The 26,352-nt window shown below is 65.3% G+C and carries 33 protein-coding genes and 1 tRNA gene; 14 read left to right on the top strand and 20 right to left on the bottom strand.

Annotated elements, in window-relative coordinates; translation table 11 throughout:
- Positions 1 to 78 precede the first annotated feature (78 nt).
- The 3 genes from IPU70_RS07480 to IPU70_RS07470 all read left to right on the top strand — a co-directional run bounded on the left by IPU70_RS07480 (position 79) and on the right by IPU70_RS07470 (position 4,121).
- Positions 79 to 768, top strand: a complete 690-nt coding sequence (locus tag IPU70_RS07480; RefSeq protein WP_013392535.1) for a response regulator transcription factor — start codon at positions 79 to 81, stop codon at positions 766 to 768.
- Between the two features lie 115 nt (positions 769 to 883).
- The gene (locus tag IPU70_RS07475; RefSeq protein ID WP_207466507.1) at positions 884 to 2,263 is read left to right on the top strand and encodes a sensor histidine kinase; all 1,380 of its coding nucleotides are present in this window, start codon (positions 884 to 886) and stop codon (positions 2,261 to 2,263) included.
- Positions 2,264 to 2,459: 196 nt separating this feature from the next.
- Positions 2,460 to 4,121 carry an MFS transporter gene (locus IPU70_RS07470; RefSeq protein ID WP_041652979.1) on the top strand — a complete coding sequence of 554 codons (1,662 nt, stop codon included), beginning with the start codon at positions 2,460 to 2,462 and terminating at the stop codon, positions 4,119 to 4,121.
- A 426-nt stretch (positions 4,122 to 4,547) separates the two neighbouring features.
- On the opposite strand, the gene IPU70_RS07465 is transcribed toward IPU70_RS07470, so the two are convergent.
- Entirely contained in the window at positions 4,548 to 4,757 is a 210-nt protein-coding gene (locus IPU70_RS07465) for a hypothetical protein (RefSeq protein WP_013392532.1), read from the bottom strand.
- A gap of 148 nt (positions 4,758 to 4,905) precedes the next feature.
- Here IPU70_RS07465 and IPU70_RS07460 point away from each other — a divergent pair, with 148 nt between their 5' ends.
- Complete coding sequence (locus IPU70_RS07460; protein WP_054451049.1) at positions 4,906 to 5,805, top strand: recombination-associated protein RdgC; 900 nt, start codon at positions 4,906 to 4,908, stop codon at positions 5,803 to 5,805.
- 75 nt (positions 5,806 to 5,880) lie between these two features.
- On the opposite strand, the gene IPU70_RS07455 is transcribed toward IPU70_RS07460, so the two are convergent.
- The 5 genes from IPU70_RS07455 to IPU70_RS07435 form a co-directional block, all read right to left on the bottom strand.
- Positions 5,881 to 7,317: a diguanylate cyclase gene (locus IPU70_RS07455; RefSeq protein ID WP_207466184.1), complete on the bottom strand. Its 1,437-nt coding sequence runs from the start codon at positions 7,315 to 7,317 to the stop codon at positions 5,881 to 5,883.
- Positions 7,318 to 7,459: 142 nt separating this feature from the next.
- On the bottom strand, positions 7,460 to 8,752 hold the full coding sequence (locus IPU70_RS07450; protein WP_207466182.1) for an aspartate carbamoyltransferase: 1,293 nt from the start codon (positions 8,750 to 8,752) through the stop codon (positions 7,460 to 7,462).
- Between the two features lie 97 nt (positions 8,753 to 8,849).
- Positions 8,850 to 9,263, bottom strand: coding sequence for a hypothetical protein (locus tag IPU70_RS07445; protein WP_013392528.1), 414 nt, complete (start codon positions 9,261 to 9,263; stop codon positions 8,850 to 8,852).
- Between the two features lie 3 nt (positions 9,264 to 9,266).
- The gene (locus tag IPU70_RS07440) at positions 9,267 to 9,698 is read right to left on the bottom strand and encodes a BPTD_2524 family lipoprotein (RefSeq protein WP_207466181.1); all 432 of its coding nucleotides are present in this window, start codon (positions 9,696 to 9,698) and stop codon (positions 9,267 to 9,269) included.
- A gap of 141 nt (positions 9,699 to 9,839) precedes the next feature.
- On the bottom strand, positions 9,840 to 9,971 hold the full coding sequence (locus IPU70_RS07435) for an entericidin A/B family lipoprotein (RefSeq protein WP_042792633.1): 132 nt from the start codon (positions 9,969 to 9,971) through the stop codon (positions 9,840 to 9,842).
- Between the two features lie 180 nt (positions 9,972 to 10,151).
- On the opposite strand from IPU70_RS07435, the gene IPU70_RS07430 reads away from it, so the two are divergent.
- Both IPU70_RS07430 and IPU70_RS07425 read left to right on the top strand, forming a co-directional pair.
- Positions 10,152 to 10,511 (top strand): hypothetical protein, encoded by a 360-nt coding sequence (locus IPU70_RS07430; protein ID WP_207466179.1) that lies wholly within the window; start codon positions 10,152 to 10,154, stop codon positions 10,509 to 10,511.
- 65 nt (positions 10,512 to 10,576) lie between these two features.
- Complete coding sequence (locus tag IPU70_RS07425; protein ID WP_207466177.1) at positions 10,577 to 10,984, top strand: hypothetical protein; 408 nt, start codon at positions 10,577 to 10,579, stop codon at positions 10,982 to 10,984.
- Between the two features lie 12 nt (positions 10,985 to 10,996).
- On the opposite strand, the gene IPU70_RS07420 is transcribed toward IPU70_RS07425, so the two are convergent.
- Both IPU70_RS07420 and IPU70_RS07415 read right to left on the bottom strand, forming a co-directional pair.
- The gene (locus IPU70_RS07420) at positions 10,997 to 12,268 is read right to left on the bottom strand and encodes a TIGR03862 family flavoprotein (protein ID WP_207466175.1); all 1,272 of its coding nucleotides are present in this window, start codon (positions 12,266 to 12,268) and stop codon (positions 10,997 to 10,999) included.
- A gap of 285 nt (positions 12,269 to 12,553) precedes the next feature.
- Entirely contained in the window at positions 12,554 to 12,898 is a 345-nt protein-coding gene (locus IPU70_RS07415) for a hypothetical protein (RefSeq protein ID WP_207466173.1), read from the bottom strand.
- A gap of 107 nt (positions 12,899 to 13,005) precedes the next feature.
- Here IPU70_RS07415 and IPU70_RS07410 point away from each other — a divergent pair, with 107 nt between their 5' ends.
- On the top strand, positions 13,006 to 13,146 hold the full coding sequence (locus IPU70_RS07410) for a hypothetical protein (RefSeq protein WP_207466172.1): 141 nt from the start codon (positions 13,006 to 13,008) through the stop codon (positions 13,144 to 13,146).
- A 3-nt stretch (positions 13,147 to 13,149) separates the two neighbouring features.
- On the opposite strand, the gene IPU70_RS07405 is transcribed toward IPU70_RS07410, so the two are convergent.
- A tRNA-Met gene (locus tag IPU70_RS07405) sits at positions 13,150 to 13,226 on the bottom strand.
- Positions 13,227 to 13,246: 20 nt separating this feature from the next.
- Entirely contained in the window at positions 13,247 to 13,552 is a 306-nt protein-coding gene (locus IPU70_RS07400; RefSeq protein WP_242702367.1) for a hypothetical protein, read from the bottom strand.
- 244 nt (positions 13,553 to 13,796) lie between these two features.
- Here IPU70_RS07400 and IPU70_RS07395 point away from each other — a divergent pair, with 244 nt between their 5' ends.
- Both IPU70_RS07395 and IPU70_RS07390 read left to right on the top strand, forming a co-directional pair.
- Positions 13,797 to 15,236 carry a PLP-dependent aminotransferase family protein gene (locus IPU70_RS07395; protein ID WP_207466168.1) on the top strand — a complete coding sequence of 480 codons (1,440 nt, stop codon included), beginning with the start codon at positions 13,797 to 13,799 and terminating at the stop codon, positions 15,234 to 15,236.
- Positions 15,233 to 15,796 carry a DedA family protein gene (locus IPU70_RS07390; RefSeq protein ID WP_207466166.1) on the top strand — a complete coding sequence of 188 codons (564 nt, stop codon included), beginning with the start codon at positions 15,233 to 15,235 and terminating at the stop codon, positions 15,794 to 15,796. Before IPU70_RS07395 ends, IPU70_RS07390 begins: the two co-directional genes overlap by 4 nt.
- A 7-nt stretch (positions 15,797 to 15,803) precedes the next feature.
- Here the strand turns inward: IPU70_RS07390 and IPU70_RS07385 are convergent, their stop codons facing one another.
- Together IPU70_RS07385 and IPU70_RS07380 are read right to left on the bottom strand one after the other, a co-directional pair.
- Positions 15,804 to 16,076 (bottom strand): hypothetical protein, encoded by a 273-nt coding sequence (locus IPU70_RS07385; RefSeq protein WP_207466165.1) that lies wholly within the window; start codon positions 16,074 to 16,076, stop codon positions 15,804 to 15,806.
- A gap of 200 nt (positions 16,077 to 16,276) precedes the next feature.
- Complete coding sequence (locus IPU70_RS07380; protein WP_013392517.1) at positions 16,277 to 16,522, bottom strand: hypothetical protein; 246 nt, start codon at positions 16,520 to 16,522, stop codon at positions 16,277 to 16,279.
- A gap of 182 nt (positions 16,523 to 16,704) precedes the next feature.
- On the opposite strand from IPU70_RS07380, the gene IPU70_RS07375 reads away from it, so the two are divergent.
- From IPU70_RS07375 to IPU70_RS07355, 5 genes are all read left to right on the top strand, one after another.
- Positions 16,705 to 17,310 carry a hypothetical protein gene (locus IPU70_RS07375; protein WP_207466163.1) on the top strand — a complete coding sequence of 202 codons (606 nt, stop codon included), beginning with the start codon at positions 16,705 to 16,707 and terminating at the stop codon, positions 17,308 to 17,310.
- 107 nt (positions 17,311 to 17,417) lie between these two features.
- Positions 17,418 to 17,876 (top strand): Lrp/AsnC family transcriptional regulator, encoded by a 459-nt coding sequence (locus IPU70_RS07370; protein ID WP_013392515.1) that lies wholly within the window; start codon positions 17,418 to 17,420, stop codon positions 17,874 to 17,876.
- A gap of 42 nt (positions 17,877 to 17,918) precedes the next feature.
- Positions 17,919 to 18,227, top strand: a complete 309-nt coding sequence (locus IPU70_RS07365) for a hypothetical protein (protein ID WP_013392514.1) — start codon at positions 17,919 to 17,921, stop codon at positions 18,225 to 18,227.
- 62 nt (positions 18,228 to 18,289) lie between these two features.
- The gene (gene pdxA / locus IPU70_RS07360) at positions 18,290 to 19,270 is read left to right on the top strand and encodes a 4-hydroxythreonine-4-phosphate dehydrogenase PdxA (protein WP_207466161.1); all 981 of its coding nucleotides are present in this window, start codon (positions 18,290 to 18,292) and stop codon (positions 19,268 to 19,270) included.
- Positions 19,271 to 19,406: 136 nt separating this feature from the next.
- Positions 19,407 to 20,384 (top strand): bile acid:sodium symporter family protein, encoded by a 978-nt coding sequence (locus IPU70_RS07355; RefSeq protein WP_013392512.1) that lies wholly within the window; start codon positions 19,407 to 19,409, stop codon positions 20,382 to 20,384.
- A 65-nt stretch (positions 20,385 to 20,449) separates the two neighbouring features.
- Here the strand turns inward: IPU70_RS07355 and IPU70_RS07350 are convergent, their stop codons facing one another.
- The 8 genes from IPU70_RS07350 to folE2 all read right to left on the bottom strand — a co-directional run bounded on the left by IPU70_RS07350 (position 20,450) and on the right by folE2 (position 26,316).
- Positions 20,450 to 21,832 (bottom strand): replicative DNA helicase, encoded by a 1,383-nt coding sequence (locus IPU70_RS07350; protein WP_013392511.1) that lies wholly within the window; start codon positions 21,830 to 21,832, stop codon positions 20,450 to 20,452.
- Positions 21,829 to 22,668, bottom strand: a complete 840-nt coding sequence (locus tag IPU70_RS07345) for a hypothetical protein (RefSeq protein ID WP_207466159.1) — start codon at positions 22,666 to 22,668, stop codon at positions 21,829 to 21,831. The genes IPU70_RS07350 and IPU70_RS07345 overlap by 4 nt, the downstream gene beginning before the upstream one ends.
- Positions 22,669 to 22,794: 126 nt before the next feature.
- Positions 22,795 to 23,250 (bottom strand): 50S ribosomal protein L9, encoded by a 456-nt coding sequence (gene rplI, locus IPU70_RS07340; protein WP_013392509.1) that lies wholly within the window; start codon positions 23,248 to 23,250, stop codon positions 22,795 to 22,797.
- A 14-nt stretch (positions 23,251 to 23,264) separates the two neighbouring features.
- The gene (gene rpsR / locus IPU70_RS07335; RefSeq protein WP_006218308.1) at positions 23,265 to 23,537 is read right to left on the bottom strand and encodes a 30S ribosomal protein S18; all 273 of its coding nucleotides are present in this window, start codon (positions 23,535 to 23,537) and stop codon (positions 23,265 to 23,267) included.
- Positions 23,538 to 23,647: 110 nt separating this feature from the next.
- Positions 23,648 to 23,971: a primosomal replication protein N gene (gene priB / locus IPU70_RS07330; protein WP_013392508.1), complete on the bottom strand. Its 324-nt coding sequence runs from the start codon at positions 23,969 to 23,971 to the stop codon at positions 23,648 to 23,650.
- A 51-nt stretch (positions 23,972 to 24,022) separates the two neighbouring features.
- Positions 24,023 to 24,400 carry a 30S ribosomal protein S6 gene (gene rpsF / locus IPU70_RS07325; protein ID WP_013392507.1) on the bottom strand — a complete coding sequence of 126 codons (378 nt, stop codon included), beginning with the start codon at positions 24,398 to 24,400 and terminating at the stop codon, positions 24,023 to 24,025.
- 187 nt (positions 24,401 to 24,587) lie between these two features.
- Entirely contained in the window at positions 24,588 to 25,511 is a 924-nt protein-coding gene (locus tag IPU70_RS07320; protein WP_207466157.1) for a DUF817 domain-containing protein, read from the bottom strand.
- A 7-nt stretch (positions 25,512 to 25,518) separates the two neighbouring features.
- Entirely contained in the window at positions 25,519 to 26,316 is a 798-nt protein-coding gene (folE2, locus tag IPU70_RS07315; RefSeq protein WP_013392505.1) for a GTP cyclohydrolase FolE2, read from the bottom strand.
- Positions 26,317 to 26,352 lie beyond the last annotated feature (36 nt).

The following is a 26,352-nucleotide window of genomic DNA, read 5'->3' as shown; positions in this document are numbered from 1 at the left end:
GGCGCCCTATGCCAGAATGCAAGACGAATCCGGCGTTTTGTCCCCTTTGCGCCGCGGGGTCTTTTTTCACTGTAGCCCATGCGTATCCTGATCGCCGAAGACGACAGCATCCTGGCCGACGGCCTGTCCCGTTCGTTGCGCCACAACGGCTACGCCGTGGATGCGGTGCGCGACGGGCTGGCGGCCGATTCGGCCCTGGCTGCCCAGGCGTTCGACCTGCTCATCCTTGACCTCGGCCTGCCGCAACTGGCCGGGCTGGAAGTGCTGCGCCGCCTGCGCGCCCGCAACTCCGCCCTGCCGGTGCTCATCCTGACGGCGGCCGACAGCATCGAGCAGCGCGTCAAAGGCCTGGACCTGGGCGCCGACGATTACATGGCCAAGCCCTTCGCGCTGTCCGAGCTCGAGGCCCGCGTGCGGGCCCTGACCCGGCGCGGCGCGGGCGGCGGCGCCACCATGATCAAGCACGGCCGCCTGCTGTTCGACCAGACCGGCCGCGTCGCCATGGTCGACGACCAGACCCTGGACCTGTCGGCGCGCGAAGTCAGCCTGCTCGAGATCCTCCTGACGCGCAGCGGCCGCATGGTCAGCAAGACCCAGCTGGTCGACCACCTGTGCGAATGGGGCGAAGAGGTCAGCACCAACGCCATCGAGGTCTACGTCCACCGCCTGCGCAAGAAGCTGGAACCCAGCGGCGTGAAGATCGTGACCGTGCGCGGCCTGGGCTACTGTCTTGAGCGGGACCAGGGTGCGGCGTACCTCGCAAGCTGAAGCGGCGCCGCCGGAAGCGCTGAACCAGGAAGCACTGGACGTCATGCGGGCGGGGGCCAAGGGCCCGAGTTTCGCGCCGCCGCAGCGCTCCCTGCTGGGCGAGATCCTGGACTGGATGCTGGCGCCGCTATTCCTCCTGTGGCCCATGAGCGTGGCCATCACCTATGTGGTGGCCCAGAACATCGCCAATGTGCCTTATGACCGCGCGCTGGCCAACAATCTGCATGTCTTGACCCTGCAAGTCCACGCGCAGGACGGCCGGGCCGTGCTGAAGATGACCGACACCGCGCGCGAGGTGCTGCACGCCGACGAGACCGACAGCGTGTTCTGGCTGGCGCTGGGCAGCCGCGGCGAATACCTGGGCGGCGACCGCGCGTTGCCCCTGCCCTCCACCGTGGGCCAGCCCCGCCCCGGCGAAGTGCAATACGAAGACGCCACCTTGCGCGGTTTCGGCATCCGGCTGGCGTTTACGTGGGTCGACCTGCACCTGCCCGATACGCAGCCGGCGCTGCTGATCGCGGCCGAGACCGTCGAAAAACGCACGCAGCTAGCCAACGACATCATCAAGGGCGTGATCATTCCGCAGTTCGTGGTGCTGCCCGTGGCCGTGCTGCTGGTGTGGTTCGGGCTGTCGCGCGGGGTGGCGCCGTTGAACGCGCTGCAGCAGCGTCTGCGGGCGCGCCGGCCCGACGACCTTTCCCCCATCGACGAGCGCGCCGCGCCCACCGAGATCGCGCCCCTGGTGGCCGCCATGAACGACCTGCTGGACCGGCTTTCATCCAACGTGCAGGCGCAGCGCCGCTTCGTCGCCGACGCGGCGCACCAGTTGAAGACACCGCTGGCCGGGCTGCGCACCCAGGCCGAGTTGGCCCTGCGCGACGCCAGCCCCGAGGAAATGCAGTCCAGCCTGCGCCAACTCGTGACCGGTTCGGAGCGCGCCACCCGCCTGGTGAACCAGCTGCTGTTGCTGGCCCGGGCTGAAAACCCCAGCGCCATCGGCCTGACGCGCACCGACATCAACACCATCGCCTACGAGCAGGCCATGCACTGGGTGCCACTGGCGCTCTCGCTGAACACCGATCTGGGCTTCGAAGGCTCGGACCATCCGGTGGAAATCAACGGCAACCCCCTGCTGTTGGCCGAACTGCTCAACAACCTGGTGGACAACGCGCTGCGCTACACGCCGCGCGGCGGCCACATCACGGTGCGCGCGCAGAGCCGGAATGGACAGGCGCTGCTGGAGGTCGAGGATTCTGGTCCTGGCATCCCGCCCGAAGAGCGCGAGCGCGTGTTCGACCGCTTTTACCGGGTGCTGGGCACCACGTCCGACGGCAGCGGCCTGGGGCTGGCCATCGTGCGGGAGATCGCCCAGAAACACCAGGCCAGCGTTGAAATCAGCGATCACCCCACGGCGCATTCGAACCTGCCCGGCACGCGGATCCGCGTGGTTTTTCCACTTTATGCCGAGTCTCCGGATTCGCCCGCCGCATCCTAGGACTATCCCTAGCGCCCCGGGGAGACGTTACTTTTAGTTTCAATTTTAAGACTCAAGTAAGGATCTCGTCAGAACCTCGTCAGCCTCGCCCCCCAATGTTGCGTATAGCTCAATGTCGGTCTCGCCGGCAGCGGGCGGAGCACGGCGGACAACCGCCGGCCATAAAAACCGAGGAGACATCATGAGCACAACAACCATGGCAGGCCGCGGTCCATCCGCGGATCCGCGCCCGATGACCAAGGATGAGCGCCGCGTCATCTTTGCGTCGTCGCTGGGCACGGTTTTCGAGTGGTACGACTTTTACCTCTACGGCTCGCTCGCAGCCATCATTGCGCAACACTTCTTCTCGGGCGTGAACCCCACCGCGGGCTTCATCTTCGCGCTGCTGGCCTTCGCGGCAGGTTTCGCCGTGCGCCCGTTCGGCGCGCTGGTGTTCGGCCGCCTGGGAGACCTGGTCGGACGCAAATACACCTTCCTGGTCACGATCGTGATCATGGGCCTGTCCACGTTCCTCGTGGGCGTGCTGCCCAGCTACGCCAGCATCGGCCTGGCTGCCCCCGCCATCCTGATCGTGCTGCGCCTGCTGCAAGGCCTGGCGCTGGGCGGCGAATACGGCGGCGCCGCGACCTACGTCGCGGAACACGCGCCGCATGGCCGCCGCGGCTTCTACACGTCCTGGATCCAGACCACCGCGACCCTGGGCCTGTTCCTGTCGCTGCTGGTCATCCTCGGCATCCGCACGTTCATGGGCGAAGACGAATTCAAGGCCTGGGGCTGGCGCATTCCGTTCCTGATCTCGGTCGTGCTGCTGGGCATCTCGGTGTGGATCCGCCTGCAACTGAGCGAATCGCCGACCTTCAAGCGCATGAAGGAAGAAGGCAAGGGCTCGAAGGCGCCGATCGCTGAATCGTTCGGCCAATGGAAGAACCTGAAGGTCGTGATCCTGGCGCTGCTGGGCCTGACCGCCGGCCAAGCCGTGGTCTGGTACACGGGCCAGTTCTACGCCCTGTTCTTCCTGACGCAGACGCTGAAGGTCGACGCCAACACCGCCAACATCATGATCGCCATCGCGCTCCTGATCGGCACTCCGTTCTTCGTGGTCTTCGGCGCGCTGTCCGACAAGATCGGCCGCAAGCCCATCATCATGGCAGGCTGCCTGATCGCCGCGATCACCTACTTCCCGATCTTCCAAGGCATCACGCACTTCGCCAATCCGGCGCTGGAAAAGGCCCAGGCCACGGCCCCGGTCACCGTGATCGCGGACCCGGCCACCTGCTCGTTCCAGTTCAATCCGGTGGGCACCTCGTCGTTCACCAGCTCTTGCGACGTGGTCAAGTCGTTCATGGCCCGCAACTCGGTGAACTACAAGAACGAAGCGGCGCCGGCCGGCTCGGTCGCCAAGGTCAAGATCGGCAACGACGAGTTCGCCTCGTTCGACGGCAAGACCATGGCCCCGGCGGACTTCAAGGCCAAGGCCGCCGAACTGGACAAGTCGCTGACCACCGCGATCCGCAGCCACGGCTACCCCGCCAAGGCTGACCCCGCCCAGAGCAACAACGTCATGGTCGTGGTGCTGCTGACCATCCTGGTGCTCTACGTGACCATGGTTTACGGCCCGATCGCCGCCATGCTGGTGGAAATGTTCCCGACGCGCATCCGCTACACGTCGATGAGCCTGCCCTACCACATTGGCAACGGCTGGTTCGGCGGCTTCCTGCCCCCGGTCGCCTTCGCCGTGGTTGCCGCAACCGGCAACATCTACGACGGCTTGTGGTATCCGATCATCATTGCAGTCATGACCCTGGTCATCGGCACGCTGTTCGTGCGCGAATCCAAGGACAACGACATCAACGCATAAACGGCCATCCCCCGCCGGACGGGACTGCTGCGCCCGCCCGGCCTTTCAAAAGCTCCTTATGGAGCTTTTTTTTTGCCTCCGTTCAGGCCGCCCCTTTCCGCTACGCCCTGGCGAAAAAGAGATCCGCACTTTCAGGACCATGTCAGACCCGCGCCATTAGACTGAGCGCTCAGATTACGGCCTTGCGCCAGATCGACCGACGATTGATCCCCCTGTCGGACGATTGCAGGGCCAGTGTTCTGACACCGATACCGCGTTCCCCGCGAGCCTTTTATGACGCGGTATTGCGTGCTCCCGTACCGGCCCGGCCCTCAATGAGCCGGGCCGCTTTTTTTTGTGCTGGCGCACGCAAGGCACGCAAAAATGGCGACCGCGCGGCGGTCGCCATCATCGGATCCTGCAGGCGGCGGCCTGGGCCGCCGGCAATCAGCGGCGCATGCCCACGCCGATCGCCAGCACGCCGGCCACGATGGCCGCGATGCCGGCCCAGGCCGGGATCGCCACGGACTTCTCGGTCTCGGCGGTAGCCTTGACCGAACCGATCTGCAGCACGGTCTCCTCGGATTTGTAATTGAAGCCCTTGTAGGCCAGGGCGGCGATGCCCAGGACGATCAAGATGGCGCCGATGATCTTCATTTTTTCTCTCCTGTTCGACTTGCTGCGCGGACAGTAGCGCATAGGCCCGCGGCTGTCAGTGACAGAAGGTGTCGCATCACACTGCGGTATTGCCGCACTTCGGCAAAGCGTCCGCGTCGTATAGAATCTACCCTTTTGGCCGACGCTCATGTGGTTCAAGAATCTCAAGATTTATCGCCTCTCCTCGCCGTGGACGCTGGTCGGCGACCAGCTTGAAGAAACGCTCGCGCGGCATGCCTACCAAAGCGGCAACAACCTCGAAATGCAAAGCCTGGGCTGGGTGCCGCCGCGCGAAAACGGCGGCCTGGCCCATGTGGTCAACGGCCAGATCCTGCTGAGCCTGCGCGCCGAGAAAAAGCTCCTGCCGGGTACGGTCGTCAACCAGGTCGCCAAGGCCCGCGCCCAGGAAATCGAAGAGCAGCAAGGCTACAAGCCGGGCCGCAAGCAGATGAAGGAAATCAAGGAACGCGTCACCGACGAGCTCCTGCCGCGCGCCTTCAGCGTATACCGCGACACCCGCGTCTGGATCGACCCGCAGAACCATTGGCTGGTCATCGATGCCGCCGCCTCGGCCAAGGCCGACGAAGTCATCGGCCTCCTGGCCAAGTGCGTGGATCCCTTCCCGCTCGAGAACCTGTATGTGGCCCAGTCCCCGGCCTCGGCCATGACCGGCTGGCTGGCCGAGGACGAGGCTCCGGCCAACTTCTCCATCGACCAGGACACCGAACTGCGTTCGTCGGGCGAAAGCGGCGCGGCCATCCGCTACGTCAAGCATTCGATCGACGCCGACGACGTACGCCGCCACATCCAGTCGGGCAAGCAGTGCACCCGCCTGGCCATGACCTGGGCCGACCGCATTTCGTTCGTCCTGACCGAGGGCCTGGACGTCAAGCGCGTCGCGCCCCTGGACGTGCTGAAGGAAGGCAACGAAGGCGTGGCCGCCAACGACGACGAGAAATTCGATTCCGACATGATGCTGATGACGGGCGAACTGGCCAAGATGATGGCCGAGCTGGTCGACGCGCTGGGCGGCGAAAAGAAGGTGTAAGCCGCGGGCGCCATCGCGCCTGCAAGCTGGGCCGCCCTTGGCAGGGCGGCCTTTTTCATGCCCGCAAGCCTGGCCTCAGGCCGCCACCGCGCGGTCGCGGCCGGCCTGCTTGGCCTGGTAGAGCGCCTGGTCGGCGCGGTCGATCAGATAGGCGTAGTCCGGATGGCCGTCGAACGTCGCCACGCCAATGCTGGCTGTGATGTGCAGCGGTCCGGCCTCGGGAATATTGAAGACGTGACGGCGGATCTCCGCGCCCAGCTTCTCGGCCGCGGCCAGCGCGGCCTCGCGCGGCGTATCAACCAGCACCACCAGGAATTCCTCGCCGCCATAGCGGAACACGAAGTCGCTGGAGCGGCATGCCTGGTGCAGGACCTCGGCGAACTGGCGCAGCACCTGGTCTCCCCCGGAGTGGCCGTGCTGGTCGTTGATGGCCTTGAAGTGGTCGATGTCCAGCAACAGGACCGAGAATTCGCTGCGCTGGCGCCGCGCAATCGATATCTCGCGCCCGATCACCGAGGGCAGGAAACGCCGGTTCAACACATTGGTCAGTGGGTCGCTACCGCTCTCTATCTCGGCCACCATGTCGAACAGGCCGTTGAGCAGGTGCTTGATGCGCGCCACCAGCTCCTGCAATTCGCGCACGTGGTCGGGCATCGCCGAGGCCTGCCCCAGTTCCTCGCCTCGCATCAATTGAGGCAGCACCACCCCGTCCAGCTGCGTGACGGCGTCCGTGATCTGCTGCAGGCCCGGCGCGCTTTCGAACATCGCCCCGCCCTTGTGCTGCAGCCACAGCCCGAATTCCGAGGCCGCCAGCCGCGGCAGGCTTTGTCCCGGCGCGCGGTAGTGCAGGCCGATCAGCACCGCCTGGCTCCATTCCAGTAAGGCGGCGCGCTGGCGCTCGCGCTCCGTGGAGATGTTCTGGCCCAAGGCGAAGAGCCTGTAGGCCTCGTCGTTGCGGGCGCCGCGGCTGATGTCGCGCATGAAGGCCCGGCTCATCTGCTCGACCGCCAGGTCGAACAGATTGCACACGTACTGGGTCGCCACGGACGCGGCCATGCCGTCCAGGTCGCTGGCGCGCAGGCGCAGGGCAATCTCGTTTTTCAGGATGCGGGCGCCGGCCATCACCAGATGGATGGGGATATGGACGCGGGCATGCACCTCGCCCACCTTTTTCTGCGTGGCCATCAGGGCGGCGATGTCGCCCTGGTCGCGCACGCACAGCAGCCCCTTGAGCCAGCGCGTCATGCCCGCATGCAGGCGGCTCGACACGATTTCATGGGACAGCCGCGGGCCGGCCTCGGCGTCGGCCAGCAGGGTGGAATAAAAGGCGTCGACCAGTTCTGAGAGGCTGTCGCCCACCACCGCGGCGACTTGCCCGCGCGTATAGGCGTCAACCGACTGGTAGACCGCAATCCAGGCCTGCTCGTTGGACGCGCTCAGGTAGCACGCCTGATCGGATGCGCCAGCGTGCCGGTCGGGAATTGGCGGGACGCCAAGACTGCTTGAAGACATATAGATAATCCGCCCGAAGGCCCCACGGCGTGTCCGGAAACGACACGCGACAGAAAAAACCAGCGCGGATTATGCTTGAAAACCCCGGGCCGAGGCCGTCCGGCGGCCCGGGCCTAGGGATATTCGGCCCGGCGCCCGGCGCTTATTCGAGTCCGTGGAAGGACGAATCGTCCGGCCCGATATGGGACGGATGCTGCCAGGTCACATCGCGCAGGGAGTGCTGGACCAGACCCTCGACGCCCAGCAACACCGCGAAGATCGCCATGCGGATGGGGATGCCGTTGTCGGTCTGGCGGAAGATCGCCAGGCGCGGGTCGTGGTTCAGGTCCACGCTCAAGTCATTGGCGCCGGGACGGCTGTCGCGCGGCAGCGGGTGCATCACGATGGTGTCCGGGCCGCAGTAGGCGTCGATGATGGCGCGGCTGATCTGGAAGTCCGGGGTGTAGCCTTCGTTTTCTTCGTTGGCGAAGCGCTCTTTCTGCACGCGCGTCGCGTAGATCACGTCGGCACCGGCCAGCCCCTCGGCCAGCGAGCTCTTCTGCTCGATGACGTTGCCGTTGCGGCTGGCCTGCTCGATGATGTAGGACGGCATTTCCAGGCCCTTGGGCGACACCAGCGAGAACTTCACGTTCTTGTACAGCGCCATCAGCTTGATGAGCGAGTGCACGGTGCGGCCGTACTTCAGGTCGCCGACCATGGCGATATGCGCGCCGTCCAGCAGTTTGCCCAGGCGCGAGAACTCCGTCAGGATCGTGTACAGGTCCAGCAAGGCCTGGCTGGGGTGCTCGCCCGGGCCGTCGCCGCCGTTGACCACCGGAATGTTGGTAGCGCGCGCGAACTCCGCGACCGAACCCTGGTCCGGATGGCGGATGACCATGGCATCCACGTAACCGCTCATGACGCGGCTGGTGTCGTAGATCGATTCGCCCTTGGCCATGGACGAGAACGTGAAGCCGGTGGTGTCCCAGACCGAACCGCCCAGGCGGCAAAACGCCGAGCCGAAGCTGACGCGGGTGCGGGTGCTGGCTTCGAAGAACAGGTTGCCCAGCACCGCGCCTTCCAGCACGCGGGACACCTTCTGGCGGCGGGCGATGGGCTGCATCATGTCGGCCACGCGGAACAGATCCTCCACCGATTCGCGGGTGAACTGATCCACCGACAGCAACTGATGCTTGCCTTCCACCGCGATACGGTCACGCAAAGGACCTTCTTGTACGCTTTGCGTATATTTTTCCAGCAAGACGCCGTTCTGGACGATTTCACTGACGAAGCGCTGCACCACTTCCGGCATCGCACGGAATTCCTGCGAGCCCTCTGGCAGCAACCAGGTATCGAGCGCGCGGCGCTTGACGCCGATGCGGGTCGCGAACACGTCGCGAGTGAGATTCAGGCGCCGCATGGCGTCGCGCAGGAAGGCTTGCTGGGAGATGGTCATGACGGGCCCCGAACAGGAGATTTATATACGCTGTGCGCATATTATTCTCAACACAAATCCAAGTCCAACGTTTTTGCGCACACGGGTTTACCCGCAACTACCGCCTTGCATAGGCTGTGGTGGTCTGGGGCGCATCTGTGATTGCCTGCGCAGCCGCCAGCCAGCAGGCGGCGCAGAAGGCAAGCGCGCTGATCAGGTAGCAAAGCATGGCCAGAATCTGCGCGGGCCAGTGGGCGCGCGTCAGATGGCCGGTGTAGCCCTGGCGCAACAAGCTGACCTGCGCCAGGTAGGCAAACAATATTCCCAGGCAGGCAGCCAGCAAGCCGCCCAGCAACAGCGCCAGCGGCAGTTGCAGATCCGGCGCGGCGATGTCGCCCCCCACCACGCCCAGCGAAAAGCCCGTCAGGACCAGCGCCGCGCCGCCATTGAGCCAGCCCAGGAAGCGGAACGCCCCCGCCAACAGCGAGAATGACAGGCCGCTGGCGCGGATCTGCTGGGCGCGGGCGTCCATCGATCAGCCTTCGCCGCCCTTGCGGCAGACCGGCGTGGCGCTCTGGATGGAAGCGCGGGCGGCGGCGATTTCGGCCGCATCCCAACGGCCTTCGCCCAGCACCGTGATGGTCACCTTGGACGTCGAGGGGCTGGCGCTTTCGGCAGCGATCAATTCCAGCACCTTGGCGGGTTCCGTCACTTTGTAGAGTTGCACCTCGTCGGGCGCGCCCTTCTCGCCCTTCACGTGGCGCCAGGCATAGGCCACGTTGTAGGCGTGCTGCACATTCACGTGGCAGGTACGCACATACTCGCCCGCGCGGCGGAAAGCCGCTTCGTAGTGGGTATTGACGGTGAAGGTCTCCGTCACCACGGCATCGGACTCGTAGACCCCTTTGCTCGCGCAGCCGGCCAACAGGGCCGCAAACGCCATTCCCACCCACAAAGACTTGCGCATGACACTTCCCACGATCGAATTCAACTTCCCGAATTATGCCAGGAGGGGGGGCCGCGATCCGGCAACAAAAAAGCCGCGAGAGGGATGCACGGGCATGTCTCGCGGCTTCTGGGCCGGAATTGCGGCGTGGGGAACGAAGGCCTATTTGGTGGCGGCGCCCTCGATCTTCTCGCCGCCCCGCTGGATGTCCTTGCCTGCCCCGGCTACGGTGTTGCATCCCGCCGAGAGGGCAGCGATCGAAAGCAACATGACGAGAAAGACTTTGTTCTTCATGGACATCTCCTGTCTGGGCTTGGAAAGTGAAGCCAGCATACCCCAAAGACCCTCATTTGGGCATCGGCCGGACACGGGCTCCGCAGCCGCTGCCGGCCGCATCGGCGCGAGATCAAACACGATTCGAAAGGCTTGCGTTCGCCTGTCGCGCAATTGCCGCCAATCGATTAGGATTCGCAAATGACCAAGAAACACGCATCACAAGACGCCGGCTCAGCCCACCAGGGCTGGGGCTGGGAACAACCCCAATGCCGCGGACAAGCGGCATTGGCGCTCTTCATCGACGATCTCCACCGAATTTTGCAGGCGCATACCGCCGGCAAGCTGGCTGAAAGCAGCACGCTGGCCGATGCGCAGCAAAACGTGAATGAATTGCTGGCCCGCTACAACGAAATAGGCGCCGCGCCGGATATTTTTCTCGGCCAATCGGTCGAACTCAAAGAGGGCGTGGACCGCGACGGGGTGTCCCATACGGTACCCATTTTTTCGGCCCGCCTGAAACAATCCTTGGTATCAATGCTGGGCCAAGGCCCGGCCTGAAACGCCGCCCGACTTGCCCACCGTTCAGGGCCATAACCAGAACAGTTACAGCAGGAGACCGCACAATGAAGAATACCGACAACGTCGTAGAGTTCCTGCGCTTGCTGTCGCTGGATGTTTCCCTGGGAGCCGCCGCCCAGCATGCCGCCGCCCAGGCGGATGCGCCCCTGGCCCTGGCCCGTCTGGCCACCGCTCATGGCTTGCCCTGCAACGCGTCGGACTGGTCTGCCTTTGCCCGCAGTTGCCTGGACAACTCTGAACTGGTCGATCAAGACGCCATTCCCGCGGAAGCCACCATCTGGCAACTGGTACAAGATCCCGCGCATGGCACCGATATCCCGGCCAGTGCGATTACCCGCGTCATCGGCATCATCACGCAACCCGAGGGCGGCGCCCCAGTGGTGGGGCATGTCGTCGGCGACCTGGCGCCGCGCGCGCCGCTGGGCCTGGCGCCCTACACCTCGGGTTCCTGAAGCCGCCCGGCGTCAGGCATCCGGCGGCATGCGGCCGCCGGACCTCAGGAATTCCATCACGCCGGCCGCGGCAATTACGCCGCTCGCCATGCAGGCCGTGAGCAGGTAGCCGCCAGTCGGCGCCTCCCAATCCAGCATTTCCCCGGCGCAGAACGCGCCGGGAATATCGCGCAGCATCAGGCCGGAATTCAGAGCGTCGAACGACACGCCGCCCGCCGTGCTGATTGCTTCATCCATGGGCCGCGCGCGCAGCAGGCGCAGCGGCAAGGCCTTGATGCGCAGGCCGAGGCGTTCGGGATCGCGGAAATCCTCGACCGATGCGCATTCGCGCAGCAGCCCCGCCTTGACCCCGGTCAGCCCCAGCCGGCTCTGCAGATGGCTGGACATGGAACGCGAGCCTCGGGGGTGCGTCACGGCAGCCATCACCTTTTCCTGGGACCAATCCGGAGCCAGATCCAGCAGGGCGATAGCCTGCCCCTGGGCGTCAATCCGGTCGCGCAGCGGCGCGGACAGGGCGTACACCAAGCTGCCTTCTACGCCGGTTTCCGACACGACGAACTCGCCTTGCCTGGCAGGCGTCTTGCCGGCCGCGGTCTCGCAGGCCATGGCCACGGACTTCACCGGCTGCCCGGCGTAGCGCTCGCGAAAATGATCCGACCATGTCACGTCGAAGCCGCAATTGGCCGGACGCAGCGGCGCGACCGCAACACCGTGCGCCTGCAGGCCGGGGGTCCAGGCGCCGTCCGACCCCAGCTTGGCCCAACTGCCGCCTCCCAACGCCAGCACCACGGCATCTGCTGCGTAGTTCTGCTCGCCCTCGGGCGTCTGGAAGCGCAAGGTGGCCGCACCGGGCCGCGAGCCAGCTGGCCACCCCAGCCAGCGGTGGCGCATGTGCAAACGCACGCCGCTGGCGCGCAGCCTGGCCAGCCAGGCCCGCAACAGGGGCGCCGCCTTCATCTCCTGGGGAAACACGCGGCCGGACGAACCCACGAAGGTCTGGATGCCCAGACCATGCGTCCACTCGCGCAAGCCGTCCGCGTCCAGCGCCTGCAGCCAGGGCGCGACGTGGGCAGCGCGATCACCATAGCGCGCCAGGAACGGCGCGGCCGGCTCGCTATGGGTCAGGTTCAATCCCCCTCGCCCCGCCATCAGGAACTTGCGGCCGACCGAGGGCATGGCATCGAACACATCCACCTGCACGCCTTGCGCGCCCAGGCGCTCCGCAGCCATCAGGCCGGCGGGCCCGCCGCCTATCACGGCCACGCGCGCGACAGCCGGACTCATGGCGCCGGCGCCTTCAGGCCGCGGGGATGGATAGGCGTAGCACTAAGCATGGGGAACGAACCGGGAGGGAATGGCAAAACAGGCGCAGGCGCGCCAGGAAGGGAAAAGATTGTCGCATAGCCGCAGCGCCGGACAAGCTGGAAGCAAAAAACGCCCGATGGGGCGTTTTTTGACCGGCACTACCAAGTCATTGTTATGACAGGGAAAACCCGAAATTCGCAGAGACTATCCCAAGGCTTGTCCACAGTAGCTGTGGGTAATTCAGCCCGGACATGCGCCGCGGACTCAGGCATGGCCCGCGGCCTGCATCGGGCCGGACCAGGGTTCGGCGTCCATCTGGAAACGCAGTTCCTGGTATTCGCCATCCACCGAGACGGAGGACAGCAGGCCGGCATCCAGCGCCTGGCCAAGCGCGCGGCGGCACAGGGTTTCAGGATCGTCGGGCAAGGACTGGAACACCCCGTCCGGTATGCGCAGGCGCAGCAGCGCCTGGGGATCGCCGCGTTCCGCGGGCCGGCCGATATGGATATGGGCAGGATAGCCGTGGGGGCACCAGATGCCCACGTGGTATTTGCCGTCAGCGCCAGTATCGGCGACGTAGCCAGGATGATCGTATTTTGCTGTTCCCATGGACCCTCCTCGAGTGCGGCAACCTAGCGCGCGTGCCCCATGGTAGCGCAGGGTTGGCGGCCTGTGCGGCCGCGAACACCAGGGAAAGTCCGGACTGGAACAAAGGCTTGACGCAGAACAAGCAGCCCAGGGAATCCTGCCGCGACGGCGAAAAAAAAAGCCGCGATGAAAATCGCGGCTTTCTTCTGCAAGAGCCTATCCGTCGCAGCATTTTTGCCATGCTGCCGGACCGGCCTGGTCCTGCTTGAAACTGGTTGCGGGGGCAGGATTTGAACCTACGACCTTCGGGTTATGAGCCCGACGAGCTGCCAGACTGCTCCACCCCGCGTCTGATGTGTGAATCATACATCATTTTGAAATCTTGTGCAGCGCACCCAGCCGATTTTTCCGGCTTTTGAGCGATTCCAGCTGAAAAAAAACGGCGGCGGCCCGAAAAAAGCGCTGCGCATAGCCCGGGCTGTCCAGGCAGATCAGCTCCGCCGGACCGATGGCCGTAACATGCGCCACGCCGCCGTAGCCCAGGCCATGTCCCTCCCCCGCATTGATGCGCACGGATACCGCGCCGGGCAGTCCGCCCGCGGCTTCCGGGCCGGTGGCCGGCTCCTCGACCCGCACGCTGCCGCTGACGCATACGAGCGTGGCGCCGGCGCGCAAGACCAATTTCCGGCTGGCGCCGGCGGCAAGTTCCAAGCGGCGGGCCTGGGCATCGGGGGTGTAAGTCGCAATCATCGTCGTCTCCTGTCGGACAACTACAGACTACGCGCGCCCTGCTATGCGCAACAGTCACACTCCCAGGGTTTCTGTACCGATGCAGATCCTCGATTTTCATGCTGTTATGGTGTACTTTGCATGAATCTGTGCCTACCCTCATTCCAACCTCGGGGAGCATGATCGGCGCATGGACCCGCAACCGCTATACCTACGCCTGGCCAACCATTACCGGCGCGCCATCCAGACCGGCGTGCTGGCCCCCGCCCAGCGCATGCCCTCGGTCCGCACCCTGGTGCGCACCCATCACGTCAGCCTGTCGACGGCGCTGCAGGCCTGCCGCCAGCTGGAAGACGACGGCCTGATCGAAGCGCGCCCCCGCTCGGGCTATTTCGTGCTCAAGCCACGGCGCAACAGCATCCCGCCCGTCGACGAACCCGACATCCGCCAAACACTCGGCGCCGCGCAGTACGTGGGCATTCACGACCGGGTTTCGGACTTCGTGGCCAAGTGCGAAGCGCACCCGGTCAGCGCCAACTTCGCCCTGGCCGCGGCGGTACCCGAGGCCTACCCGCTGGAGGAACTGAAACAGGCCATGATGCGCGCGCTGCGCCAATCGCCCGAGGTGCTGGTGAGCCCGGTGCCGCCGCAAGGTCATCCGGACCTGCGCACCGTGCTGGCTCGCCGGGCGCTGGCCAATGGCATCAACGCCACGCCCGACGACGTCATCGTCACGCATGGCTGCATCGAGGCCCTGAACCTGGCACTGCGCGCGGTAGCCCGGCCCGGCGACACGATCGCGGTCGAATCGCCGGCCTACTTCGGCCTGCTGCAAATACTGGAAAGCCTGGGCATGCGGGCGCTGGAGATTCCCACCAGCCCGCAGCACGGCCTGTCGATCGAAGCGCTGGACCTGGCGTTCCAGACCCATGGCAATATCCGCGCCGTGGTGGTGGTGCCCAATTTCCAGAACCCGCTGGGCTGCGTCATGCCGGACGCGGAAAAGGCGCGGCTCGTCGCCCTGTGCGAGCGCCAGCAGGTGCCGCTGATCGAAGACGACACCTACGGCGCGCTGACCGATGACGACACGCCGCTGGCCGCCGCCAAGTCCTGGGACGCGACCGGCAACGTCATCTATTGTTCCTCCATGCACAAGACGCTGGCGCCGGGCATGCGCCTGGGCTGGCTGCTGGGCGGCCGTTGGAAAACCCGCATCGCCATGCTGAAGTTCGCGCAGAGCCGCCCCAACGAACCGCTGGCGCAGATCGCCGTGGCCGAATTCATGGGCTCGCGCGCCTACGACCGGCACCTGTCGCGCCTGCGCCGGCACCTGAAAATGCAGCGCGACCAGACCGCCGAGACCATTGCCGCGCACTTTCCTCCCGGCACCCGCCTGAGCATGCCGCAAGGCGGCATGCTGCTATGGGTGGAAATGCCCGACAGCCGCTCAGGCATGGACGTGTTCGAGGCCGCCCTGCGCCAAGGGATACGAGTCGCGCCGGGCGCCATGTTCTCCAACGGCACGCGCTACAACCACTTCCTGCGCATCAGTTGCGGGCAACGCACCACGCCCGAGATCACCGGCGCCCTGCAGACCTTGGCGCGCATCGTGGCCGAGCGGCCCAGATGAATCCGGCCCTGCATCAGTTCATCGTCGACTATGGCCTGTGGGCGGTGTTCGGCGGCACGCTGCTCGAAGGCGAAAGCGTGGTCGTGTTCGCCGGCTTCCTGGCGCACCAGCACCTGCTGCACCTGCCCTACGTGGTGCTGTGCGCCTTCGCCGGTTCGTTCCTCGCCGACCAGGCGCTGTTCTTCCTGGGCCGCCGCTATCGCGATCATCGCTATGTCCGGCGAGTGCGCGAGAAACCCGCTTTCGAAAAGGCCTTGGCGGCAGTGGACCGCTATCCCCACGGCTTCATCCTGAGCCTGCGCTTTCTGTATGGCTTGCGCACAGTCGGACCAGTGGCGCTGGGCGTATCGAACGTGCCGCCGATACGCTTCCTGGTGCTCAACGCCATCGCCGCCGCCATCTGGGCGGTGTGCTTCAGTGCCTTGGGCTACCTGTTCGGACAAACCATCGAATCGATGCTGGGACGCCTGCATGGCGTCGAGACCAAGCTGGCCGTGGCCATCGCGATCGGCGCCGCCATCTGGCTGGCTTATCACCTGCTGGGCAGGCGCCGTAAATAAAGCGGCCTCAGACCACCAGCTTGCCGCTGGCCCGCAGCACGTAGCGGCGCCGCGCATTGCGGTACCAGCGGCCCACCAGGGGCAAGCGCGCCAGGCGGCGCAGGATGGGATGACGCTGGTCGAAGTCGTGCCAAGCCTTGAAGCCATGCCCCATGCGCTCCCAGCTCTGGCGCGCCTCGGGGGAGAGTTTGCCGGGGTCGAACGCCGCCAGCTTTGCTGCTTCCGAGACGCGCACCGCGATCGATCCGCCCCGGCATTCCAATGAATACTGATTCCGCATGGGGCCGCATATTACCCGGCTTGCATGACCTGCGCCGTGCCGCCCGAATCGCTGCCAGCGAGCGCAATTGGAGCCCGCTTTGAGCGCCCCATGCAAGCCTTTGTAATTAAAGGAAATTGGACATCTATGCCCGCGCTATCCCAAGGCTTGTCCACAGAAGTTGTGGGTAACTCCCGCAACTGCCGGCGCTATCGGGACGGCTATTTCAGGGCGCCCAGGACCATGTCGCGCACACTCTCGAAACCGGCCACGTACTGCGGGTTCTCGGAGCGGGCCAGCAAGCTGGAATAGTTCTGTTCGAGTTGGGCCTCGATGGCCTCGCGCAGGCCGGGCGACGCCTTGGCCAGATGCAGCATCGACAACAGGGTCGAATTCAGCGCGTCGATGCGGCCGCCCTGATGCGAAATGGTATGCACGATGACGGCGATTTGTTCCTGGATGTCCATTTGAAAGCCTCCTGGCATTTGAAGTCGGCGCAAATCCTAGCACGGCGCCGCGCCCGCCCAAGCTAGGCAAGCCCTGCGCGCCGCGCTAGCATGAAGCGTAGCCGCAGAGGCACGGCGGCGCACGTCACCGGTTGCGTCTCCCGGGCTGCGGCCCCGACACTCCGGTGCAACCGGAGGCCCCCATGAAGACCATCCAGAACTACGTTGCGCCGGACGCCCAATCCATGCGCCGCCTGCAAGACCGGCTGGACTACAGCGACGCGCGCATGGCGGAACTGGCCGGACTGGACGCGGCCATTCCCTGGCACAGCTATATCGGCGGCGCCGAGCCGCGCTCGCTGGGCCGCCAGCGCCTCTTCTATGTGGCGGCCCGCCTCACGCTGGATGAAGCGCAATGGCAGCGCGTGCTGGCCGCCATGCACGAACTCGGCGCGCGCTTCGACTACGAAGATTTGCGGCAGCCCGACGCCCTGGCCGCGCCCGAGCCCGTGGCCGACGAAGAGCGCAAGTTCGGCATGCTGCTGGTCAGCCGCAATGGATCCTTCCACGAAATGGAGCAGCTGCGCGAGTTTGCGCATTTTGCGCATGAGGCCGACGTCAGCCGCTACGTGCATTCGGCCTTCTACGACAGCGACATCGATCTGTGCCGCTTCAGCTTCGCCGACCACGACGGCCTGGACGACGCCAGCCGCGACCGCATCTTCGATGCCGCGCGCAAAACCATCACGCGTTTCGAATTCGACGGCCGCATCTATCAGGGCGGCATTCCGCCCGAATCCGACGGCTAGCGCCCAACCCGCCGCAACGCGCGCGCACCGCCGCGCATTGACGCGGGCTGCCCCGCGCCTGTACCGTCGGCACTCGCGCCCTCTCGCTCCACGCTGCCCATCACCGTATGAACGAACGACTCGACGCCATCGACCGGCAACTGCTCAGCCTGCTGCAAGCCAATGCGCGCGAACCCGCGGCCATCCTGGCGCGCAAGCTCGGCCTGGCCCGCACCACCGTGGTGGCGCGCATCGCCCGGCTCGAGCGCGAACATATCGTGGCGGGTTATGGCGTGCGGCTGGGGCGGCTGCTGGAAGAAGCGGCGGTGCGGGCCTATTGCTCCATCAGCGTGCTGCCCAAGACGACTGCCGCGGTGATCCGCGAACTGGAGAGGATGCCCGAGGTCGAAGAGGTCTCGTCGGTCAGCGGCCCCTACGACTACCTTATCTTCCTGCGCTGCGAAACCCACGAACAGCTGGACGAACTGCTGGACCGCATCGGCTTGATCGACGGGGTCAAGCAGACCCAGACCTCCATCGTCCTGAGCCGCAAGCTCGACCGCCGCAGCGCCGTGGCCGCGCCCTGAAATGATGGTGTAATTGGGGGAATCGCCATTTCAGGACGCCTCATGTTTGCACGCCTTGCCCCCGCCGCCGTATTGCTCGCCCTGCTGAGCGCCTGTTCCAGCATGAGCGAGGTCACGTCCGTCGGCAAGGACACCTACAGCGTCACCCACAGCTCCGGCTCCCAGATGATGACCTGGGTGGAAATCAAGAACCAGGCCCTGCTGCGCGCCGAACAGTATTGCCAGTCCATCGACCGCAAGCTGGTCAAGCCCAAGATCACGTCCAACCACGCGACCGGCCTGGGCCCCAAGCGCGCCACCGTGACCTTCGAATGCGGCGTCATCGAACCGCCCAAGAATCCCTCGAAGTAAGGCGGCGGCCAGCCCGCCATCGGGTGTAGCATGATCCGCAACACAACCTCAGCTCCAGCACCGTGAAGACCTCCCTGCCCGTCGGCATCACCATGGGCGATGCCGCCGGCATCGGCCCCGAAATCGTCGTCAAGGCATACGCGCAAGGCCTGAATGCGCCTTGCGTGGTGTATGGCGACGCGGGCGCGCTGCGCCGCGCGGTCGCCCAACTGGGCGCCAGGCTGGAAATCGTCGAGATCGCGGACGTGGGCCAGGCCGCGCCGGGCGCGGACCACATCAACGTCATCGCCTGCAGCCCCGCCCTGCCTGCCGACCTGCCCTTGGGACAGATCAGCGCTGCCGCCGGACGCGGCGCCTACGATTACGTCTGCGCCGCCATCGACGACGCGCAGGCCGGACGCATCCGCGCGATCGTCACCGCGCCGCTGAACAAGAAATCCATGCACGCCGCCGGCATTGACTATCCCGGCCACACCGAGATCCTGGCGGAGCGTTCGGGCACGCGCGACTTCGCGATGATGCTGGCCAACGACGAGCTGCGCGTGCTGCTGGTGACCATACACGTGGCGCTGGCCGACGTGATCGCGCGCATCACGCCGCAAGCCGAACTGACCGCGATGAAACTGGCCGATCAGGCCTGCCGCCAGATGGGCATCGCCCAGCCGCGCATCGCGGTCGCGGGCCTGAACCCGCATGCGGGCGAAGGCGGCAAGTTCGGCCGCGAGGACCTCGACATCATCGAGCCCGCGATCGCCGCCGCCCGCGCGCAAGGCATCGACGCCAGCGGCCCCTGGCCCGGCGACACGATCTTCATGCGCGCCCGACGCGGCGAATTCGACATCGTCGTGGCGCAGTACCATGACCAGGGCCTCATCCCGGTCAAGTACCTGGGCCTGGACCATGGCGTGAACGTGACGGTGGGCCTGCCTTTCGTGCGCACCAGCGTCGACCACGGCACCGCCTTCGACATCGCGGGCAAAGGCCTGGCCGACCACGCCTCGCTGGTCGCCGCCTTCGACCTGGCGCTGGCCATGACGCCCTGAGCGCTGCGCCGCGGCCTTGCCGCGGCCCCTGCAGCGCTGACAACTGGCTGTCAGGAAGCAAGGCGTCCCCGGGACTACAATACGCCCCGTTTACGGCGCCTGCGGCGCTTTCCGTCCGCCCTCCCTCCCCTCCTCCATGTCACGCCTTGCCCGCCTTCTTCCCGACCGCTTCACCCTCTACCTGATCTGCACCGTCATCATCGCCAGCATCGTGCCCGCGCACGGGCAAGGCGTGGTGGTGTTCGGCTGGATCACCAACATCGCGGTCGGCCTGCTGTTCTTCCTGCACGGCGCGCGCCTGTCGCGCGAAGCCATCATCGCCGGCCTCACGCACTGGAAGCTGCACCTCACGATCTTCTCCGCGACCTTCCTGATGTTCCCCTTGCTGGGCCTGGCGCTCAAGCCGGTGCTGGAGCCGCTGGTCACGCCGGAACTCTATCTGGGCATCCTGTTCCTGTGCTGCCTGCCTGCCACGGTGCAGTCGGCCATCGCCTTCACCTCGATGGCGCGCGGCAATGTGCCGGCCGCCGTGTGCAGCGCTTCCGCCTCCAGCCTGCTCGGCATCTTCCTTACCCCGCTGCTGGTGGGCACGGTGGTGGCCAACGCGGGCAGCGCACCGATTTCGTTCGACGCGGTCGGCAAGATCATGCTGCAGCTGCTGCTGCCCTTCGTGCTGGGCCAATTCGCCCGCCGCTGGATCGGCGCCTGGGTGCACAAGCGCAAGGCCATGCTGAAGTTCGTCGACCAGGGCTCGATCCTGCTGGTGGTCTACACGGCTTTTTCGGAAGCCATCAACGAAGGCCTGTGGAGTTCGACCCCGATCCCCGCGCTGGCCGGCCTGGTGGTGGCCTGCGCCGTCATCCTGGCGCTGGCGCTGGGCCTGTCGGCGCTGGCGGGCCGGGTTTTCGGCTTCAACGTGGAAGACCGCATCACCCTGCTGTTCTGCGGTTCGAAGAAAAGCCTGGCCAGCGGCATTCCGATGGCGCAGGTGCTGTTCGCCGGCCACGCCGTGGGCGCCATCGTGCTGCCGCTGATGCTGTTCCACCAGATCCAGCTGATGGTGTGCGGCGTGCTGGCCGCGCGCTTCGGCAAACGCCCCGAGGCTGAAGCCTGAAGCAGCTTCCCGCCTGCAATGAAAAACCGCGCCGAGGCGCGGTTTTTTCTTGGGCCGGAACCGGCTCAGTACATGTCGCGCGGCTGCGCGCCGGAGAAGTTCAGGAAGCGCGTGCTGGAACCCTGGAAGGTAAGGCGCACAGTGCCGATGGGACCGTTACGCTGCTTGCCGATGATGATCTCGGCGGTGCCCTTGTCCGGCGAGTCGGGGTTATAGACCTCGTCGCGGTAGATGAACAGGATCACGTCGGCGTCCTGTTCGATGGCGCCGGATTCGCGCAGATCGCTCATCACGGGACGCTTGTTGGGGCGCTGTTCCAGGCTTCGGTTCAACTGCGACAGCGCGATCAGCGGGCAGTTGAGTTCCTTGGCCAGGCCCTTGAGCGAGCGGCTGATTTCCGACACTTCGGTGGCCCGGTTTTCGCCCGAGCCGTTGCCCGACATAAGCTGCAGGTAGTCGATGATGATCAGGCCCAGCTGGCCGCACTGGCGCGCCAGGCGGCGCGTGCGCGCGCGCACTTCCATCGGGCTGAGCGCGGGCGTTTCGTCGATGTAAACCTGGGCGTCCTGCATCAGCTGCACCGCGTGCGTCACGCGCGGCCAATCGTCGGCGATCAGCTTGCCGGTACGCATGCGGTGCTGGTCCAGCAGGCCCACCGAACCCAGCATACGCATCGCCAATTGCACGGCGCCCATTTCCATGGAAAACACCGCCACTGGCAGACCCTGTTCGATGGCCACGTGTTCGCCGATGTTCATGGAGAACGAGGTCTTGCCCATGGACGGACGGCCGGCCACGATGATCAGGTCGCCGCCCTGCATGCCGGACGTCATCTTGTCCAGGTCGGTGAAACCGGTAGGCACGCCGGTCACGTCGGAACTGCCTTCGCGGTGATAGAGCTCGTCGATGCGCTCGACCACCTGCGTGAGCAGAGGCTGGATCTCCTGGAAGCCGGCGGCGCCGCGCGCGCCTTCCTGGGCGATCTTGAACACCTTGGACTCGGCCTCGTCCAGCAACTGGCGGGCTTCCTTGCCCTGCGGATTCAGGGCGGCCGAGGAAATCTCATCGGCGATCGTCACCAGCTTGCGCAACATGGCGCGCTCGCGCACGATTTCGCCGTAGCGCCGGATGTTGGCGGCGGACGGCGTGTTGTGCGCCAACGCGTTCAGGTAGGCCAGGCCGCCGGCGTCTTCGGCCTTGCCCGCGCTGATCAGGGACTCGTTGACCGTGATCACGTCGGCCGGACGCGCCAGCCCGATGAGACGGGCGATGTGGTGCCAGATCAGGCGATGGTCGTGGCGATAGAAGTCTTCTTCCACCAGCACGTCGGCGATGCGGTCCCAGGCTGAGTTGTCCAGCAGCAGGCCGCCCAGGACCGACTGTTCAGCCTCGATGGAATGGGGAGGAACGCGCAGGTACTCGAGCTGGGAATCGGCGGGTGTATTCATGACTTCAATAGTAACGGCTGCAGGATATCCGCAACGCGGAAGAATCCCTGGATATCGCGTGAGGGCAGGCGGCCCAGCACCACGCGCAAGGGCGCCGCAAGGGCGCAGAGCACACGCGCCAGGCGTGTCAGGCGGGCGCGGACCTCGGCATCGGGGTTGCTCTCGAAATAGACTTCGAGCGCCAGTTTACCCAGCGTGCGGGCCACATCGTCCGGCAATTTACGCAAAGACACCAGAGAGGCCAGCATCTGGAACAGGTCATAGGCCTGGGCCAGCGGGCGCGACAGGGTCGAACCGATATTCTCTTCGAAATCGATGCGCCACAGTTCGCCGTCCTGCAAGGTGATATTGCGGATCTGCGCGCCGCCATGCCACATGCCGCGGGCATGGAAGGCGGCCAGATCGGCCGCGGCGGCACGCGCCAACCACAACCGGGAGGTCGCGTCCTCGTTGCGGATCAGGTCGGCCAGGTCCTCGCCCACATACTCCAGCACCAACAGGCCCTGCTCCTGCCACCAGACCTCGGGCACGCGGCAGCCCGCCTTCAGCAACTGTGCCAGGCGTTGCGACTCGTGCGCCAGGCCATTGCGCAGCAGCACACCCGGACGCGGAAATTCGCCCAGGAAGATCTTGCACCCCACGCCCAGGAACAGGGCGCGCGCATAACGCAGCGCGTAGCTCAGGCCCCGGCCGATGCTGGGCCGACGCCGTTTGATGATGCAGCGCACGCCCTCTATCGTCACATCCCGCACCGACGGTTCACGCGACGCATCCACGCTATCCAGCCAGGCTCGCAAGCCGGGAGGCGCGTTGTGGTGAACGGGGGGCTGAGTCAAGACGTCCTCTGAGGAATGCGGCGCGAGGCCCGGATCGTGGAGTCCGAAGCCTACACGCAATAGGCGCGGGGCAAAAAGAAAAAAAGCCGGCACGCGGGCCGGCTTCTTTTTACTGCGGGTACCGGCTTAGGACAGTTCGCCTTCGACCAGGACCGTCACGTCGACCAGCACGTCGGCGTGCAGGGCAACCTGGATCGGGAACTCGCCGACCGCCTTCAGTTGACCGTTGGGCAGGCGCACTTGCGCCTTTTCGACGGCTTCGAAGCCAGCCTTCTTCAGGCCTTCGGCGATGTCGGCGTTGGTGACCGAGCCGAACAGACGGCCGTCGACGCCAGCCTTCTGGGCGACCTTCAGCTGGAAGCCGGCGAGACGCTCGCCCAGAGCCTGGGCAGCGGCCAGCTTTTCAGCCTGGGCCTTTTCCAGTTCGGCGCGGCGCGCTTCGAATTCCTTCAGGGCGGCGTCGGTTGCGCGACGGGCCTTGCGCTGGGGGATCAGGAAGTTGCGGGCGTAGCCATCACGCACGCGGACGACTTCACCGAGGTTGCCCAGGTTGACGACTTTTTCGAGCAGAATAACTTGCATTTCAGTGCCCCGGATTAGTTGTGGTTGTCGGTGTAAGGCAACAGAGCCAGGAAGCGCGCGCGCTTGATGGCGGTGTCCAGCTGGCGCTGGTAGATTGCCTTGGTGCCGGTCAGGCGAGCCGGGATGATCTTGCCGTTTTCTTGCACGAAGTCGCGCAGGGTGTCCAGATCCTTGTAGTCGATCTCTTCCACGCCGGCTGCGGTGAAGCGGCAGAACTTACGACGCTTGAAAAGCGGGTTCTGCTGCGTGAATTTGCGTTTTTCCTTGCGTTTTCCGAAGAAAGCCATGATATGTGCCTCTTTGTTTGAGGGGGCCGGGTTTTACCCAAAACGGGCCCAAACCCCCATAACCTATCCGTATTCAGAAGGCGCTCATCGCGCCTCTTGCCCAATTCCCTTCAAGCCACCAGCGGATCGCGCCCTGCGCTGCCGCTGATCCTGCGTGCCTGCTGCAAATGCAGCTTGACCTTCACCGAGTCCTTGCGGGTGGGAGCCAGAAAGCCCTGCACCAGCAATTCAGACCCTAGCGCGGTGTCCTTCAACAGCAACGCCAGATCGCCCAGTGCCACGGCCGCGATAGTCAATTCGACGCGGCGCGGGTGGCCTGCTTCGACGACTTCCGACTCGTGCGCCAGCACCATTTCCAGTGCGGGCAATCCGGCGGGAGTGTGGCGCAAAGGCTCGCATTCGAGAACGCGGGCGCTGAGTTCCAGCTTGTTCATCCTGCCAGGCACCGAGGGGACTTCATGGGATGAGCTCTGCGTGAGCCCTGCTTACTCGGCCTGAGCCGGCGCTGCTGCTTCAGCCGAAGCCTTGCGGGCTTCTTCGCGTTCGACCGACTTCATCATGATCGAGGGCGTGGCTTGAGCCTTCTTGGTCTTGATGACCAGGTGGCGCAGAACAGCGTCGTTGTAGCGGAACGAGTGTTCCAGCTCATCCAGCGTGGCTTGGCCGCACTCGATGTTCAGGCAGACGTAGTGAGCCTTGACGAGCTTCTGGATCGGGTAGGCCAGTTGACGGCGACCCCAGTCTTCCAGGCGGTGAACCGAGCCGCCTTGGCCCGTGACCAGCGCTTGGTAACGCTCGACCATGGCGGGCACTTGCTCGCTTTGGTCGGGGTGAACGATAAACACCACTTCGTAGTGACGCATGAGTAAAACTCCTTGAGGATGTCTCGCTGGCCGACCGTCTTACACCCGCCGCTTTCCATCAGGGGTGGATTTGCATCATGGACAGTGGCCCGCAAGGGGCAGCCCGCTACCCAAAAACCATGGGCGGTCGAGCAAGAAAGCTCTCGATTATCACCGATTGAGCGGTACAGCGCAAGCCAAAGAGGGCTCAGGAAATCAGGGACGGGCTATTTCCACCGCCCTGCCCCGTCCGCAGAGGCAAATCGGCAACATCGATTTCCTCGGGCCGGTTGACCACGCTGACCATCACATAGCTGATGATCATCAGCAGGAACCAAGAGCCCAGCTTGGCGATGGACACCAGCTCCCAGCCCTGCGACTGGTTGGGATAGCGCCAGGCATTGGCGAAGGTGCCGATGTTCTCGGCGAACCAGATGAACAGGGCCACCAGCACGAAACCCAGCAACAGCGGCATGCGGCGATAGACCTGCCAGATGCGGAAATACACCCAGGTGCGCGCGAACAGGATGGCGGTCAGCGCAAACAGCCCCCACCGGATATCCATGATGTAGTGGTGCGAGAAGAAATTCACGTAGATCAGCACGGACAGCGCCACGGTGGCCGCCACCGGCGGATGCGCGCGAAAGCGGAAGTCGAACAGGCGCCAGACGCGGGCCAGGTAGCTGCCCACCGCCGCATACATGAAGCCCGTGAATAGCGGCACGCCGCCGATGCGCAGCACGCTGGCCTCGGGATAGATCCATGAGCCCGCCGCGGTCTTGAACACTTCCATGCCGGTACCCACCACATGGAACAACAGGATCACGCGCGCTTCGCTCCAGGTTTCCATGCGCAGCGCCAGCAGCAGCGCCTGGATGCCCAAGGCCGCCAGGGTCAGGAAATCGTAGCGGGCCAGCGCGGCATCCTGCGGGTACCACCAGTGCGTGCCGAGCAGCAGCGCGCACATCAGGCCGCCGAACAGGCAGGCCCAGGCCTGCTTCACGCCAAAGCGGAAGAACTCATAGAGGGCGACGCCAAAACGGCCGCGGCCGGCCAGATTGCTGGCCAGCCGCGATTCCCATTGCTGCAGCCCCGCGATGAGCGGCCAGTCGTTGGCCGCCGGATGGCTCACGGAAAGCTCAGCCTTCCACGACGGCGTAGGCCGAGTGGTTGTGGATGGATTCGAAGTTCTCGGCTTCCACGCGGTAGCGGGCGATGCCGGGGTGCGCGTTCAGGCGGGCAGCCACGTCGCGCACCAGGTCCTCGACGAACTTGGGGTTGTCGTAGGCGCGTTCGGTGACGTACTTCTCGTCCGGGCGCTTGAGCAGGCCCCACAGCTCGCAGGAGCCCTCTTCCTCGATCAGGCGGATGACGCCGTCCATGCCGATGTCGGCATTCAGGATGGCCGACACCGTCACGTGCGAGCGCTGGTTGTGCGCGCCGTACTCGGAGATGGCCTTGGAGCAGGGACAGAGGCTGGTGACGGGCACCTGCACGATCAGTTCGAACTCGACCTCGTCGCCCTGGGCGCGGGCGATCCACTGCACTTCGTAGTCCAGCAGGCTTTGCACGCCGGAGATCGGGGCGGACTTGTTGATGAAGTACGGGAAGGCTGCGGTGATGTCGCCGCGTTCGGCATGCAGGAGCGGCAGCATGTCGGCCGCCATGGCGCGGAACAGGGTCGGCGTCATGGGGGTGCTGCGGTATTTTTCCAGCAAGGCCACGAAGCGGGACATGTGCGTCCCTTTTTCTTCGGGCGGCAGCGCCACGGTCAGCGTCCAGTTGGCCACGGTGCCTTGGGGCGAGCCGTCGCCGCTTTCAATCAACATGGGGTGGCGCACGCCACGGATGCCCACGCGCTGAATCGGGATGTGCCGGGTGTCCGCCGAACTCTGGACGTCGGGCATCACGATGGCGGGGTCGATCGGAGAATTCATTTCGGCTTACCTGTCTAGGCAGTCAGTCGTGAAAAC

It is taken from the genome of Achromobacter sp. SD115, from assembly GCF_017355315.1.
Taxonomy (GTDB): Bacteria; Pseudomonadota; Gammaproteobacteria; order Burkholderiales; family Burkholderiaceae_B; genus Achromobacter; species Achromobacter xylosoxidans_B.
This window is presented reverse-complemented; position numbering and strand designations above follow the sequence as displayed.